Source organism: Larkinella arboricola, assembly GCF_003259745.1.
In the GTDB taxonomy this organism is placed as follows: Bacteria; Bacteroidota; Bacteroidia; order Cytophagales; family Spirosomataceae; genus Larkinella; species Larkinella arboricola.
In genome coordinates this window covers 1-16,357 of the sequence record NZ_QLMC01000008.1, presented here as the reverse complement: position 1 = coordinate 16,357, position 16,357 = coordinate 1, and the positions used below count along the sequence as shown (strand labels likewise).

General features: G+C 52.3%; 10 protein-coding genes. 3 read left to right on the top strand and 7 right to left on the bottom strand.

Features of this window, described 5'->3' with window-relative positions; all coding sequences use genetic code 11:
- Positions 1–44: 44 nt before the first annotated feature.
- Positions 45–3,827, top strand: coding sequence for a PVC-type heme-binding CxxCH protein (locus tag LX87_RS25115; protein ID WP_111631070.1), 3,783 nt, complete (start codon positions 45–47; stop codon positions 3,825–3,827).
- A gap of 63 nt (positions 3,828–3,890) precedes the next feature.
- Here LX87_RS25115 and LX87_RS25110 read toward each other — a convergent pair whose 3' ends face one another.
- The 3 genes from LX87_RS25110 to LX87_RS25100 all read right to left on the bottom strand — a co-directional run bounded on the left by LX87_RS25110 (position 3,891) and on the right by LX87_RS25100 (position 6,644).
- On the bottom strand, positions 3,891–5,171 hold the full coding sequence (locus tag LX87_RS25110) for a sensor histidine kinase (protein WP_146624550.1): 1,281 nt from the start codon (positions 5,169–5,171) through the stop codon (positions 3,891–3,893).
- Positions 5,172–5,579: 408 nt separating this feature from the next.
- Positions 5,580–6,023, bottom strand: coding sequence for a hypothetical protein (locus LX87_RS25105; protein ID WP_111631068.1), 444 nt, complete (start codon positions 6,021–6,023; stop codon positions 5,580–5,582).
- A 78-nt stretch (positions 6,024–6,101) separates the two neighbouring features.
- Positions 6,102–6,644 carry an RNA methyltransferase gene (locus LX87_RS25100; RefSeq protein ID WP_111631067.1) on the bottom strand — a complete coding sequence of 181 codons (543 nt, stop codon included), beginning with the start codon at positions 6,642–6,644 and terminating at the stop codon, positions 6,102–6,104.
- Between the two features lie 166 nt (positions 6,645–6,810).
- On the opposite strand from LX87_RS25100, the gene mutS reads away from it, so the two are divergent.
- Positions 6,811–9,492, top strand: a complete 2,682-nt coding sequence (gene mutS / locus LX87_RS25095) for a DNA mismatch repair protein MutS (protein ID WP_111631066.1) — start codon at positions 6,811–6,813, stop codon at positions 9,490–9,492.
- A gap of 81 nt (positions 9,493–9,573) precedes the next feature.
- On the opposite strand, the gene LX87_RS25090 is transcribed toward mutS, so the two are convergent.
- On the bottom strand, positions 9,574–10,698 hold the full coding sequence (locus LX87_RS25090; RefSeq protein WP_111631065.1) for a hypothetical protein: 1,125 nt from the start codon (positions 10,696–10,698) through the stop codon (positions 9,574–9,576).
- A 197-nt stretch (positions 10,699–10,895) separates the two neighbouring features.
- Between LX87_RS25090 and LX87_RS25085 the strand changes: the two genes are divergently transcribed.
- Positions 10,896–12,116: a nucleoside permease gene (locus tag LX87_RS25085; protein WP_111631064.1), complete on the top strand. Its 1,221-nt coding sequence runs from the start codon at positions 10,896–10,898 to the stop codon at positions 12,114–12,116.
- A gap of 164 nt (positions 12,117–12,280) precedes the next feature.
- On the opposite strand, the gene LX87_RS25080 is transcribed toward LX87_RS25085, so the two are convergent.
- The 3 genes from LX87_RS25080 to LX87_RS25070 form a co-directional block, all read right to left on the bottom strand.
- Positions 12,281–13,804, bottom strand: a complete 1,524-nt coding sequence (locus LX87_RS25080) for a malate:quinone oxidoreductase (RefSeq protein ID WP_111631063.1) — start codon at positions 13,802–13,804, stop codon at positions 12,281–12,283.
- A gap of 203 nt (positions 13,805–14,007) precedes the next feature.
- Positions 14,008–15,111, bottom strand: coding sequence for a lipase family protein (locus LX87_RS25075; protein WP_111631062.1), 1,104 nt, complete (start codon positions 15,109–15,111; stop codon positions 14,008–14,010).
- A 171-nt stretch (positions 15,112–15,282) separates the two neighbouring features.
- Positions 15,283–16,357, bottom strand: a 1,075-nt coding sequence (locus tag LX87_RS25070; RefSeq protein WP_445471863.1) for a DUF6909 family protein, incomplete at its 5' end; no start/stop codon positions are given.

Here is a 16,357-nt window from a genome sequence, read left to right as displayed (position 1 = left end):
CCCCGGTGTTTCTTGCTGATAATCACTTCGTAAAATAACCTATCATGAAAAACTATAACCTGTTCCTGACCCTGGGACTGCTGGTTTTGCTGACGGATTGCGCCCGTCGGCAACCGGCCAGCAATCCGCGCGATATGGGCGGACGAGCGAGTGTTTCGGCCACAAACGCCGACAAACCGCGTCGGACAGAGATTCTATTTCTGGGTGATAACGGCCACCACCGACCCGCCGAACGGGTGCCGGAGCTGATGGCCGCCCTGGGCGACAAGGGCATTAACTTTACGTATACCGACCGGCTGGAAGATCTCAACGCCGAGAACCTGTCGAAATACGACGGCTTGCTGATTTACGCCAACTGGGACAGCATTCCGAAACCGCAGGAGAAAGCCCTGCTCGATTTTGTGGCCAGCGGCAAAGGACTGATTCCGGTTCACTGTGCTTCGTACTGCTTCCGCAACTCACCGGAGTACGTCAAGATGGTGGGCGGTCAGTTCTGGCGTCACCGGATGGATACCATCCAGACGGTAACCGTGCAGCCCGGCCACCCGGCCATCATGGGGCTGAAGCCGTTTAAGGCGTACGACGAAACCTATCTGCACAGCCAGCTTCAGCCCGACAACAATGTGCTGGCGGTGCGCGACATCAAGGCCGATCAGGCCAACGACAAACCCGGCGAGAAAACCGAACCGTATACCTGGACCCGTACCTACGGAAAAGGCCGCGTTTTCTACACGGCTTACGGCCACGATCAGCGGACCTGGACGGTGCAGGGTTTTCAGGATTTGCTCGAACAGGGCATTCTGTGGGCCGTTGGGGATAAAGTCAAGAAACTGCACGACGACCTGAAACCGCAGGCGTTCCAGTATGTGGAGGCCAATCTGCCGAACTACGAAAAACGCTCGGGGCCGCAGCTGCGCCAGTTGCCGCTCTCGCCCGAAGAATCCATGAAGCACATTCAGGTGCCGGTGGATTTCACGCTGGAACAATTTGCCCACGAACCCGACGTGATGCACCCGATTGCGATGGCATGGGATGAGCGCGGACGGCTTTTTGTTCTGATTACCAAAGATTATCCGAACGAGCGCAAGGATACCGGCGGTACCGATTACATTGTTATTTGTGAAGATACCGACAAAGACGGCAAGGCCGACAAGTTTACCAAGTTTGCCGATGGACTGAGCATTCCAACGGGTCTGGCGTTCTACAACGGTGGCGTCATCGTGTCGCAGGCTCCGCACATGCTGTTCCTGAAAGACACCAACGGCGACGACAAGGCCGATGAGAAAAAGATTCTGTTTACCGGCTTTGGAACGGGCGATACCCACGCCGGACCGTCGAACCTGCACGTCGGTTTCGATAACTGGATCTGGGGTTGCGTGGGGTATTCGGGTTTTGTCGGTAAAGTTGGCGGAGACAGCCTGAAATTCAGCCAGGGCTTTTTCCGGTTCAAACCCGATGGCTCGAAGCTGGAATTTGTGACCAGTACGTCCAACAACACCTGGGGCTTTGCCTTCAACGAAACGGGCGATGTTTTCGGCTCAACGGCCAACAACTCGCACGGCTGGTACCAGGCCATTCCGCACCGGTATTTCCCGGGTGGAATGGGCAGCGGAAGCCGCAGCACCGATACGCACAAAGACATGAAACCGATTACCGAAAAGGTGCGGCAGGTCGATGTATTTGGTGGATTTACGGCGGCTGCCGGGCATAATTTCTACACCGCCCGCGCGTTCCCGAAAGCGTACTGGAATAAAGTTGCCTTCGTTTCCGAACCGACCGGCCACATTGTTCATCAGAACATCATGGTGAAAAACGGCACCGACTACGAAGATACCGAAGGGTTGGGCTTCAACCTGCTGGCGGGTGCGGACGAATGGGTAGCGCCGGTTTTTGCCGAAGTCGGACCGGATGGTGCGGTTTGGGTGGTCGATTGGTACAGCTTCATTATCCAGCACAATCCAACGCCTAAAGGGGCCAAAAACGGACCGGGAAATGCGTACGAAACGGATTTGCGGGATTACACCCACGGCCGGATTTACCGGATTGCCTACAAAAAAGCACCAGCTTACACGCCCCTGTCACTGAGCAAAGACCGTCCGCAGGAATTGGTGGCGGCTTTGAAAAACAACAATATGTTCTGGCGGCAAACGGCGCAGCGTCTGCTGGTCGAACGCGGACAGAAGGATGTGGTGCCGCAACTGCTGGAACTGGTGAAAGACCAATCGCTGGACGAAATCGGCATCAACCCGGCGGCTATTCACGCGCTGTGGACCCTGCACGGTCTGGGCGCGCTGGACGGTTCGGATGCCAACGTGCTGCAAACGGCTACGGCGGCTCTGAAACATGCCTGCGCGGGTGTTCGGAAAACGGCGGTTCAGGTGTTGCCCCGGAATGAGGCTTCGGTTAATGCACTGCTACAGGCGAACGCACTGAACGATAAAGAACCGCTGGTGGTGCTGAACACGCTGCTGGCGTTGTCGGAAATGCCCTCCAGTTCGGCGTCTGAAACGGCCATTTTAACCCGTCTGAACAGCGCACAGGAAATAAATGACCGTTGGCTGCCCGATGCCTTTGCCTGCGCTCTGACCAGCCACGATGGCAAGCTGATGCAAACCTTCATCAAGCAACTGGCTCAGAACAGCAAAACCGCGGCCAAACCGCAGGAGTCGATGAGCGGCCACCACGATCACGGCGCCATGACAGCCCAGAACACAAACCAATCGGAGGCCGCATCGTCGGACGATAAACCGGATCTGGTGGTGACGAAAATCCGGACCGAACCGGCTTCTCCGTTTGTTCGTGAATCGGCCCGAATCTTTGTGGAAGTAACGAACAAAGGCGGTGTTGCCATTCCGGAAGGAACGCCCATTCCGCTGAACATCCGGGTGGAAGGCCAGGGCCGGAGAGTGGAATACGTTAGCCAGAAACACACGGCAGGTATTAAACCCGGCGAAACCGTCACCATTCAGGAAGGGAACAACGGTCCCTGGAACACCAGCTTTTACGTGTCGTTTGAGAGAGCCGGTGACTACGCGATTGTGGCCACTGTAGACGGCAACAACGTGCTGCCCGAAGGGAAGGAAAATAATAACGTCCATACGCACAAGCTGACGTACCGCCCCCCGCAGAACATGAACGCGTTTGTGCTCGAACGCGCCATCCGGAACTACACCGTTGCTGCCCCGGCCGAATCGGTCGTTGACTTGCTGCGGGCCTCTCAGCAACTGGACCCGGCGGGCAGTGCGGCTATTCTGAAAGGCGTATCCGAAGGCTGGGCTCCCCGCCGGAAAGCGACGCTGAAGGATGCCGACAAAACCTTTATGGCGAGTCTGGTCAATACAATTCCGTCCGAAAGCCGCGACCGTATGGGCCGGGTGCTGCAAGCCTGGGGTTTATCAACGGAACAGGCCGCTGATCCGAATGTGGAAACCGTGCGTTTGAAACCGATCAAGGAAGCCCTGCAATTCGATAAAAAAGAATTCACGGTAACGGCTGGCAAACCGGTGGAAATTATCTTCGAGAATATCGACGCCATGCAGCACAATGTGGTGATTGGTAAACCGAAGTCGCTGGAGGTAATTGGTGCGGCTGCCGACAAACTGATTACGGCGAAAGACGGAGCGGAAAAGAACTACGTGCCCACGATTCCACAGGTAGTAGCGGCAACGCCCCTGGTGAATCCCGAGCAGACGTACCGCCTGAAATTTACGGCTCCGGCCCAGCCCGGCGAGTACCCGTTCGTTTGTACATTCCCCGGTCACTGGCGAATCATGAACGGTGTCATGAAGGTGAAAGCCGCCCCCACAGCGGATAAAGCGGCTAAATAAATAAGTGAAGGATTAAGAGTTAGGAGTGAAGAGTGATGAGGTAGTAAGGCGTCAGCCAACCCATCATTCTTCACTCCTAACTCTTAACTCTTTTTGAGTGTGGGCGGTGTGCTGAGGAATCCGGATGCAGAACGAGGTTCCCTGACCAACGGCACTGTTTAAGGTAAGTTTCCAGTGGTGCGCTTTTATAATCTTCTGCACATAGCTCAATCCCAGGCCGAACCCTTTGACACTATGGGCATTAGCACCCGGTGCGCGGTAATAGGCGTCGAAAATATGGGACTGGTGTTCGGGGGCAATGCCAATGCCGTTGTCCTGTACAACCACAACCAGTTGATCGCTTTCGTTATAGGTCATCAGTTGGATGATCGGATTCTTGGGGGTGTATTTAACAGCATTATCTACTAAATTTCCAATCACATTAACCAGGTGCATCCGATCCGCCTGGATAATGGAGTGCTGTGCATTCAGTTGCAGATGCAGGTAATCCCCGTGCCGGTCCGCCAGATGAAACAGCAATTCGTGCATATCGATACAGATCGGGTGGAGCTTAATCCCGTTACTATCCTCGCTGCGGGCTACCGTCAAAACCGTCTCCACCTGCTGTTGTAACCGCATCGTTTCTTCCTGCACCATCCGTACATACTTTCGCATCCGCTCGGGTTGTTCCGTGATTTTGGGAGAGAGCAATATATCGGCAGCCAGCTTGATGGACGCAATGGGCGTTTGCAGCTCATGCGTCATGTTGCTCATGAATTCCCGTTGCTCCTCCGTACGGCTTTTCTGCTTGAACAGCCCGTAGAAAAAATAGATAAAAAAGGCGGTAAGCAACAGGACAATGACCGACAGCAGAATCTGAAAATCCATCTGTTGCGTCAGGTAATGAAACTGACTCGGAAAATGAACCACAAAATAATAGGGAGACTGAATCGGCTTTACAAACCCGTTCGCTGATAAGGTTTCTAAGGTTTGCTCGGGGAGATTCTGGTAGACAATCTGCCTGACGCGGGTATCGTATAAACCGTAATCGAAGCGAGCCCTAACCTGATGAAGTTCAAGCTCATTGCCTAAATGAAAGTCGAGCTTTTGCGAATTAAACGGAACGTTCAGATTGACCAGATACTGGTCAGGCGATAGAGTAATAACCTGAGCATCAACCGTAACGTCGTTGGTCGGCTGGGCTACGTGCGACGCTACCTTATGCAGCGCCCTGGTTACCCTGTGAAGAAATTGCCGTTCCTGAAGTTCATATTCATTGCGCATCCAGTAAATCTGGGTTAACACAATGCCCGTGATTAACAGAGCCGAGAGCACAGTCCAGATGCGAATAGTCGTACGTGGCATAAACCATTTCAAATTAAATTGAACACAAGATAGAGGACCGGTTTAAACGGCCTAACCTTGAATGAGTCAGCTATTCGGAAAAGTTTGCAAAACACGCGCATGAGGATTCCACCCTGACGGGATACGATCTCACATACATTGCTATAAGAGGAAGGTTAACTACTAACGGATATGGCTAATTACCAGACTAGGTTATCGGTGAGTGACCTTGCTAAATAATTGAAGGGTAAATAGTAAAGCAAGTTTTTTACGTTAAAATTAATAATTAAAGTATTTTAAAAATGTATAAACGGAGTGTAAGTCCCAGAAAGAAAGGCATTTGTTGGGCTCGGTCCATAAAAGAAAAAAGCGTAGAACGCCTGTTCTACGCAAAGAAAAATTACAAAAGTAGCTGGCTGACGGCTGCCATCAGGCTTCAGAAGATGTAGAGTCTGGCTGGGTGTTGGCGGTCGGGGTCTGGCGAGATCGGGACCGGGCCGGGGTGGTAGTAGACGTTGGCGCAGTTCGGGGTTTAGCCGGGGTTGTAGGAGTAGAGGCCGTGATCGGTTGCGGGGTCACTAAGGCTGGTGTGGCTGCTGCACCCTGATTGTTCTGCTCGGTTTTAACTGTTTCCTTCTTGGCTTTTTTACTGGCTTTCTTGCTCTTCTCGTCGGCTTTTTTCTTGGCTTTGGCGGCTTGTTTTTTCTTTTTCTCTTCTTCTTTCTTGAAGAGTTTACGAATCCGGTCCGCTAATTTGCCCGCCGATTTCTCGATGGCTTTCTTTACTTTTTTAGATTGTTCGCCAGCTTCCGCTAATTTTGTTTCGATCGAACTAGCGATCTCATTTGCCAGTTCCTTCTTTTTTGTCTTCATCTGGGAGTATGTTAATAAGGGTATCTGAGCTAGAAAATTCTACAAACAACTAGGGGAAATTTAGCAAAAACAAAAGGGTTATGTAAACGTTTTGTTAAGTTTTGCCAGAAAATCCCAGCAGATAATTCCGGCGCTAACGGCGATATTCAATGAGTGTTTGGTGCCGTATTGCGGAATTTCCAGGACAAGATCGGCCTTTTGAATGACAGCGTCGTTGACGCCGGCAACTTCATTACCAAACACAAAGGCGGTCTTTTTGTTGGCATCGGGCAGAAAGTTCTGCAAACTAACGCTTCCTTCCGCCTGTTCGATAGCCGCCACCGTCCAGCCTTCCTGTTTTAGCTGATCAACCAGTGTCACGATGTCCGGCGCGTATTCCCAGTCGACGGACTCGGTGGCTCCCAGGGCGGTTTTGGTAATATCGCGGTGGGGTGGGGTCCCTGTAATACCGCAAAGGTAGATTTTTTCGGCCCGAAACGCGTCGGCGGTACGGAACACCGAACCCACGTTATTGAGGCTCCGGACGTTATCCAGAATCAGGCAATAGGGATTTTTCGGGGCTTGTTTGAAATCCTCCACGGAGAGACGATTAAGCTCGTCCAGGCTTACTTTTCTGGGCATTTTTTGGTATTTTTGAAGTAATAAAAGGCAAAACTGGGATTATCTGCGAGAATAAAAAGGCGCGCATCTAAAATTTGTTCACGGGTTGCGGTGAACGCCATTCGAAGGAGATAACCGAAAGCCCCGATTTGATATTGCGTATTCATTAGCATAAAACAGTACTGATTTGGCACATTCTGCATCACCCGCAAAAACCCAAAAGAACTCCAAAGAAACTCCCTTAAACCGGCAATACAATCAGATTAAGTTAAAATATCCCGGCGCAATTCTGCTCTTTCGCGTGGGTGATTTTTATGAAACCTTCGGTGAAGACGCCGTTAAAGCCAGCCGGATTCTGGGCATTACCCTGACCAAACGAAACAACGGTGGGGCCAATGAAGAACTGGCCGGGTTTCCGCATCATTCGCTGGATACGCACCTGCCCAAACTGGTGCGGGCGGGCGAGCGCGTGGCCATCTGCGACCAGCTCGAAGACCCGACCATGGCCAAAGGTATCGTGAAACGGGGGGTAACCGAACTGGTAACGCCCGGGGTTTCGTTTAACGATAATGTGCTGGATATGCGCCGGAACAACTACCTGGCAGCCGTCCATTTTGCGAAAGGAGCGGGGTCGGAAGCGCAGTTTGGCGTCGCTTTTCTGGATATATCAACCGGTGAGTTTCTGACGGCGCAGGGCAATGCGGCTTATGCCGACAAACTACTGCAAAGTTTCAATCCGTCGGAAATTCTGTTTTGTAAAAAACACCGTAAGGATTTTGTCGAACTATTCGGTGATAAATTTCATACGTATACGCTCGAAGACTGGGCGTTTACCCACGACTTTGCCTACCCGCTATTGACCCAGCATTTTCAGACCTCGTCGCTGAAAGGTTTTGGGGTCGAAAACCTCACGGACGGTATTGTGGCCGCTGGGGTTATTCTGCATTACCTGCACGAAACCGAACACAAGGATGTTGGCCACATTGCCCGGCTGACCCGGCTGGAAGAAGATAAATACGTCTGGCTCGACCGGTTTACGATCCGAAATCTGGAACTGGTGGTTCCGCAGCAGGACGGTGGTATTCCACTCATTCAGATTCTCGACCAGACCGTTACACCGATGGGGGCGCGGCTTCTGCGGAAGTGGCTCTTGCTGCCGTTGAAGGACAAACCGTTGATTGAAGAGCGGTTAAATACCGTTGAACTGCTCAAAGACGGTCAGTCGGAGGATGGGCACCTTAGTTTGCGGGAGGCCCTGGAGCAGCACCTGAAACAAATTGGGGATCTGGAACGGCTCATCTCGAAGGTGGCCGTCCGGCGGATTTCGCCCCGGGAAATGGTGCAGTTGAAGCGTTCGCTGGCGCACATTCTGCCCATCAAAGAGTTGCTGATTAACGCAATGGCGCAGCAGCCGATGACCTCGTCGATCAAAAAATACGCCGATCAGCTCAATGCCTGTACGTTTCTGGTGGATAAAATCGAATCCGAACTGCGCGAAGAAGCGCCGGTGGTGAGCAATCAGGGCGGCATGATCAAAAGCGGAATCAATGCCGATCTGGACCAACTGCACGAGATTGCGTTTTCGGGTAAGGATTATCTGGTGCAACTCCAGAACCGGGAAATCCAGCGGACGGGTATTGGTTCGCTGAAAGTTGCCTACAACAAGGTATTTGGTTATTACCTGGAGGTGTCGAACGCCCATAAATCGCGCGTACCGGAGGACTGGATTCGGAAGCAGACGCTGGTGAATGCCGAACGGTACATCACGCCCGAACTGAAAGAATATGAGGATAAAATTCTCAACGCCGAAGACCAGATTTTTCTGATCGAACAGCGGATGTTTAACGATCTGGTTCTGGCGGCTGGCGAATACGTCAACCACATTCAGCAGAACGCCCGGGTGATTTCGGTACTCGACGTGCTGGCGTCGTTTGCCCGCGTGGCTGAGAAAAACCGGTACGTCAAACCGACGATTACGAACGGGAAAGCCTTGCAGATCAAAGACGGACGACATCCGGTGATTGAGCAGCAACTGCCCCCCGGCGAACCGTATGTCCCGAACGATCTGTTTCTGGACGACGAAACGCAGCAGATTATCATCATTACCGGTCCGAACATGGCCGGTAAGTCGGCATTGCTGCGGCAAACGGCTTTGATTGTGCTGATGGCCCAGACGGGTTGTTTCGTACCCGCGTCGGAAGCCGAAATCGGGATTGTCGATAAGATTTTTACGCGCGTGGGGGCTTCCGACAACCTCTCGCGGGGCGAATCGACGTTCATGGTGGAAATGACCGAAACCGCCAGCATCCTGAACAACCTCAGCGAGCGTAGTCTGGTGATTATGGACGAAATCGGGCGGGGAACCAGCACGTACGACGGAGTTTCCATTGCCTGGTCGATTGCCGAGTATCTGCATAATCATCCGCAATACCGGGCCAAAACCCTGTTTGCGACCCACTACCACGAACTGAACGAACTGGCGACGGATTTGCCGCGCATCAAGAACTTCAACGTGGCCGTCAAGGAAATGGGCAACAAGGTGATTTTCCTGCGGAAACTGAAAGAGGGCGGCAGTGAGCACAGTTTCGGGATTCACGTGGCCCAGATGGCCGGGATGCCAACCCGGATTGTCAGCCGGGCCGACGAAATTCTGAAACAGTTGGAAAGCCAGCGCGAAGGGGCAGGCGACAACCGACGCGAAACGCTGCGGGACATGCCCAAAAACAACGACATTACGCTCAAAATCTTTGAAGCCGGTGATCCGAAAGCCGAAGCCATCAAGGAGAAACTGCGCAAAATGGACATCAACACCCTGACACCCATCGAAGCGTTATTGAAACTGAATGAGTTGCTGAAAATGATTGAGTAACCCTCGGGCTTCCGGACTAAAGACCGTGTTAAAATCAATCCGCTGAGTTAGTTCTTACGCGGTCTTTAGTACGGATAGCGGTTACTGCACGTGCCGCGACGCCATCTGATGTTTGGCCAGCAGCTTCTTTAGCTCCTCCGACCAGCCGATGTATTTCTCGCCGTCTTTCGTATCATACCCGTTTTTGATGAGCCCCACGGCTTCTTCGCTGGCCTGGTCGGGGCGGTCGAGGAGGTAGTTTAACACCATCAGGTTGTAAAAAGCCGAATACCGCATTTTCTGATCGCGTTTGTCGCTGCCGGTGTACTTGGTTTTCAGCTCCTGAAAATAATCCAGGACGGGCTGGAGGTCGCGGGCCAGCTGATCGATGGGTTGGGTGGCCGTCATCCGTTTCGACAGTTCCTTCACGGCTTTGATGGCTTCCTGCTGAATCGGGTATTCGGGGTGGCTTTTCGAATCCAGAATCCACAGAAACTCCCGCGTCTGGGTGGGCACGTAACCGTACCAGCGGTTGGTGTCTTCGTTTACCCGGATTAGGGCGTCGTTGACATACTTCGTAATCAGATCGGTGCGGATGGTTTGCTGATTTTGCTCGATGTAGCGCCGGGCGTCGGTCAGGCTTTTGTATTCGATGGTCGTATACGAGAGTTCATACGGAAAATAACCGCTTGTGGTAACACTCTTGGCCGGATCAGCCTGCGAAGCGGCCTGCAAAAACCGGTTATTCTGGAGGTCCTGCGCTTTGGCCTTCTCTTTGCGGCTCAGCGATTTTTCGTCGGTCCGGCTCCCCAGAATCTTGTAATTGCCGCTGAAGCTGTAGCGTACCGTGATGGAATAATAATCGGTTTTGCTGGTTACTTTGCCGTCCTTATCTTTTTTCTCCTCGGTGCGGACTTTGGTTTCGCTTTTCTCGAACCGTACATTGCCAAATTCAATCACAATACCGACCGCCGGATCGTTTTCAACCCGCTGAAATCCCGAAAGGCCAATTTTCTCGTAGATCGACGCTTCCGGGTAGGCCGACACCACCGAGGGCGAACAAAGCAGCCGAACGCCAAACGTACGGTTTTCTGCCGGGGTAAACTCGCGCGGCAGAATCAGGTAACCGGCATCGAAGTAAAACCGGTCAAGGTCAACTTTCTGGGCTTGAATCGGCTCGTAAACCGTTACCAGAAGGAGGGCTAGGAAGGCGTAAATCAGTTTCATGCTCCAAAAGTACGGCCTGTGGCAGCAGGAAAAAGCAGACTATTTATCAAACGTGAAAGATTATGACTGAACTGAGAAAAACGGAGGGCGGGGTGAAACTTCTGCACACAACATTGGACACTTAGGACATTTCCGTTAACTTCAAAGCCGCAATCGAGTGCCGCACTGAATATGTCATTAACTACTAACGTAACCCAATGAGCCTAAAAACCCGCATTCAGCTCTCCATGATGATGTTTCTCCTCTATGCCGTGTGGGGAGCCTGGTATGGACAGATGAGTAAGTATCTTTTCAACCAATTGAACGCAACCGGTGATCAGGTCGGGAATGCCTACACGGCTTTCTCGCTGGCGATGCTGGTCGCGCCGTTTTTCGTCGGTCTGATTGCTGACCGGTATTTTGCCGCTCAGAAAGTGCTGGGCGTTCTGAATCTGGCCGGAGCCGCCATTCTGTTTTTTCTGATTCAGGAAAACAATCCTGACCAGTTTTTCTGGCTGATTCTGGCGTATTGTCTAACCTTTGCGCCCTCCATGTCGCTGACGACTTCCATTGCGATGCAGCACATGGACAACCCGGAGAAAGAATTTCCGGGCATCCGGGTACTCGGAACGGTCGCCTGGATTGTCATTACCAACATCGTCGGTTTTCTGAACATTGGGGGCGAGGTGACGATCTTCCAGATTGCCATGTACATTGCGCTGTTTTTCGGTCTTTTCGCGTTTACCCTACCCGATACGCCCCCCAAACCGACCGCTAATGCGACGGTGGGCCAGATCCTGGGTGTCGATGCCTTCAAACTGCTGAAAGACCGTTCGTTCGCGATTTTCTTCCTGTCGTCGGTGCTGATCTGTATTCCGCTGTCGTTCTACTACGCCATGGCTAACCCGTCGCTGACGGATTCGGGCATGACCAATGTGGAAAATAAAATGTCGCTGGGTCAGGCTTCCGAGTTTTTCTTTATGCTGATGATTCCGCTGGCCTTCAAACGGCTGGGCGTTAAATATATGCTGGTGGTCGGGCTGGTGGCCTGGATTATCCGCTTCCTGATGTTTGGTTACGGCGATGCCAGTACAAGCGAATGGATGTTGTACATTGCCATTGTTCTGCACGGGGTTTGCTACGACTTCTTCTTTGTGACGGGCCAGATTTATACCGACAACAAAGCCGGTGAACGCATCAAATCATCGGCGCAGGGGCTCATTACGCTGGCGACATACGGTATCGGGATGGGCATTGGCTCCAAACTGTCCGGGATTGTTGCCGATATCTATACGGTAAACGGTAAAGTAGACTGGACTTCGGTCTGGATGGTTCCGGCGGGTATTGCAGCCGTCGTGCTGGTGCTGTTCATTATCATGTTCAACGACCGGAAAAAGCCGGTTCCTGCTCAGGATGAACTGGTACCGGGGCCGCTATAAGCCGTCTTTTCATAAAAAAGCGAAGGGTGCCGCGTCAGCGGCACCCTTCGCTTTTTTATAGGAAATACCGTTGTTGGGAATGCAGAAAAATCTGCTTACCAATAAAAAGAGCGGTTTGGCACCAGGGCCAAACCGCTCTTTTTATATCATCTAAACGGAATACCTTAATCCGTTGTGTAAACCGCTACGTCCAGTCCGAGCACCTCGCTCGTTGTCCGGCGGATTTCGTCGGTAAGCGCCGGATCTTTCGCCAGTGATTTACCGTACGACGGAATCATCTGCTTTAATTTAGCCTGCCACTCTTCCGAAACCATTTGGTCTTTAAAGCAGCGGCCCATCAGTTCAAGCATGATGGAAACAGCCGTTGAAGCACCCGGCGATGCACCCAGCAGGGCGGCAATGCTGCCGTCGGCGGCACTGACCACTTCCGTACCGAATTCAAGCACTCCGCCTTCTTCTTCGTCCTTCTTGATTACCTGTACGCGCTGCCCGGCAACTTCCAGGTCCCAATCTTCCATTTTGGCGTTCGGGAAGTATTCGCGCAGGGCCGCCAGCCGGTCTTCCGGCGATTGCATCACCTGTTCGATGAGGTATTTCGTCAGCGGAATGTTGTGCAGACCCGCCATCAGCATCGGTGCCAGATTAGCCATCTGGATAGACTTCGGCAGGTCCATATACGAACCGTGTTTCAGAAACTTGGTAGAGAAACCGGCGTAAGGCCCGAACAGCAGTTCCTTCTTATCACCAATCATGCGGGTGTCGAGGTGCGGTACCGACATCGGGGGCGCACCGACCGAAGCTTTACCGTACACTTTGGCCGCGTGCCGTTCCACGATGTCGCGGTTGGTGCATTTCAGCCACTGGCCGCTCACCGGGAAACCGCCGTACCCCCGGCTTTCGGGAATATCCGATTTTTCGAGCAGCCGCAATGAACCGCCCCCGGCTCCGATAAACACAAACTTGGTGTGTACATCCCGAACGTGTCCGGTCGTGACATTCTCAACACGAACTTTCCAGCCACCCAGGCTTTTCGACCGCCAGAGATCGCGGACGTCGTGGGCGAAGTTGATTTTAACGCCCTTCATGTTGTACAGCCGGTAGAACATGGCGCGGGTCAGCGCACCGAAGTTAACGTCAGTACCGATGTCCATGCGGGTAGCGGCCACCTTCTCGTCTTTTTGCCGGCCTTCCATCACCAGCGGAATCCATTTTTCGAGCTGCGTCGGGTCTTCCGAGTATTGCATTCCGTGGAAGAGGTGGCTTTTCTGAAGGGCTTCGTAGCGTTTGCGCAGGTACTCCACATTCTTATCGCCCCAGACAAAGCTCATGTGCGGAATGGCCCGGATGAAGTCAGGAGCATCCTGCAGAAAATTCTGCTGAATCAGGTACGCCCAGAACTGCTTGGAGACTTCAAAAGACTCCGCAATCTTGATGGCTTTCTTCGTTTCGATTGTCCCGTCCGGTAGTTCGGGCGTGTAGTTCAGTTCACAAAAGGCCGAGTGACCGGTGCCGGCGTTGTTCCAGGCGTCGGAACTTTCGGCGGCTGCTCCGTCGAGTCGCTCAAAAATTTCGATGGTCAGGTCGGGTTGTAGTTCTTTCAGCAGAACGCCGAGGGTGGCGCTCATGATACCAGCCCCGATCAGAACGACGTCGGGGGTACTGGATACGACTTTATTGCGCTTTGGCATGAGAAGACGTTTGGCAATGGTTATTTCTTGAAAAAATTACAAAATACAGGGTAAAGTTGTTCCAAAAAATTAGTATAGAGCACAAAGTCTTCGATAAATTAAAGAAGTTCGCGGATTTGTAGAAACGGCGCGTTAAGGTCCCTTTGTCCGGCCTTTTGAATGAAAGACGGATACCAATTGCAATCGCTCAGGTCGAAACGGCTTTACTGGCCCAATTTGTCCAATAAATACAGGTACGGTTTGTGAAAATGATGGACAAAAATGGTTTTGGGATCGTCGGGAAACAGTTCGTAATAAGCCGAATCGGCCAGCAGAACAACGCTGGCACCGGTTCTGACGTAATCATTGCTGCGGAAGTAATCGGGCGGCACGAAATCTTTAAGGCTTTTTCTGACAATACCGGACGTCATCTTGCCCAGGTACTTTTCGTAATTTTTCTGCGCCCGGCGGGTGGGGCGGTTCAGTTTATTAAAGACGTGATTGAGGGCAATTCGTTGCCAGAATTTCTGTTTTTTGATGATGGCCTTTGCGTTGACGAACGGGTTGGTGTTGTTGTAGTCGTTCATTGTTTGAATGGACATCGGGGTTTGCGGCACCCAATCGGCGGAATTAACCACGTTGAACGCCCAGCCGTTTTGCGTGAGCGTTTCATATGCATAGGCGTAATAGAGATTGCCGGGCTTCGGCCCCGCACTACAGTAGGTTTTAAAGCGGATGTCGGCAGGTATCGCCTTCTGTTTCTGTAAGTTATACAGGTAGGAGGTTAACAAAAAGTTGATTGCTCCGCCCTGGCTATGGCCCATAAGAAGGATATTTCGGGTCCCGGCTTTGTAGCAGGAGTCAATTTTAGGAAGAATATCCCTGGATAAATAGGCCATGCCCAGCAGCCAGCCCACGTGTACGGCGGCTTTCGGATTGGCGGCCAGTTCATACGTAAACACGTCCTTTTCCGTCAGTTTTAATTCTCCTTTTGCCGGAACCATGGCCGCGTAGAAATTGCCAATCCAGCTTTCCGGTTTATCCGTTGTGCCCCGGATGCTAATGACGGCGGTAGACTGGTTATCGGTCCATAAATCCCACAGGTTATCAAGCCCCATAATGGGCGATCGATACACCCTTTTAAACCGTTTGGGTTCAGGAATATCGGCGTAATAAGTGGGCGTTAACGCACCCGTCCGGGCCGATATATACATTAATTCACGGTATTCTTCCTGATCAAAACCGGGTTTTAAGGATTGGCAAAAGGAGTGGTCAGCCAGCAGAAAGGCGATGGACAAAGCCCATAAACAGACCCGGTTTGTTCTCATCTGATTAGTGTTTAAAAAGCATCCGTAGAGGACCGGTTTTCGAATACAAGTTGAACTGCTTTCCGGTTTAATACCGCAATATAAGAGGAATTATGAAAGCGTCAACCGCCCCGAAAACCGGGCCGTGCGGATGATTTTAAACGGCTGTCCGTGCCCGAACGGCAAAGGATATTAAGCGGGATTGCTCTGCCGTGTTTCCGGACTTTTGCCCAGAATTTTTTCCAGGCATTTCATCGTAATCAGATACGTTGGTTTGACGCCCAGCGTGCCTAAACTGCCGGAAGCCAGCGTGGCGCCAGTGAGCAGCGGGTTGTCGGAAGCGTAGTAGGCGTACCGGATTTTGATGTCGGGCTGGACACTGCCCCGGATTTTGGCGTGCGACTGAATGGCTTTCTGGTAATGGGCTCCCTCCATTTCCAGCCCCACGGCCTTCCAGGATGAGTTTTTGAAGTAAGCCAGAATGTCTTTGTTCTGAAGCGACGTGCCCAATACCGTAATCATGGCACCCTCGTATACATCAATGCCGTGGCCTTCAAAATCGGCTTTGGTAAAGTCGTTGTCGAGCGGGTAATTGTCGGCGGTTCCTTCAAAAATATGGGAAGTCGGAATCATCAGGTCGCCTTTGTCGCCGGTCAGGATACCGGCCTTGCCCATGATTGAGATGGAAGCCACATGGAGCGTAAACGCGTTATCGCCTTCGAACGGTTTCAGCAGTTCGTCCATGGTTTCAAACGCCTGTTCGCCGAACGCGTAATCCATTACCAGCAAGAGCGGTTGGGCGGATTTGATAAGTTTTGGATCGTGGGCGAGTTCTTTCGACAAGTGCCGGGCCTCAAGCCGGGCCGTATCGATCAACTGAACGAGCAGATTCGTGCCGCCCGGATCTTCCAACTCGTGTAATCCGTGGGTTTTGGCGTAGTCGGCAACCTGCTGGCGGAGTTCCTGCTGAGCGGGCTGGCTGAGCTTGTAGGCCAGATCGAAAAGATTATCCCAGGAGGTCGCTTCGGCCAGGGCCGCCGGAGCATACAGGCAGTTGACCACGCTGTGCGGATTGGCGCTGATGATGTGAATGGGCCGGGTTTGCCAGCCATTTTCCAGAATAAACTGCTTGATGCGGGTGGCCCAGCGTTCGCCGTACAGGTGCTGGCCGACGCGATCACGCAGCATGGGCGTGAAGTTGATTTCGCGGTCCACGTGCTGCTCCTGAATTTCCCGAACCGAGGTCCGGCCCAATCCGTAGACAATC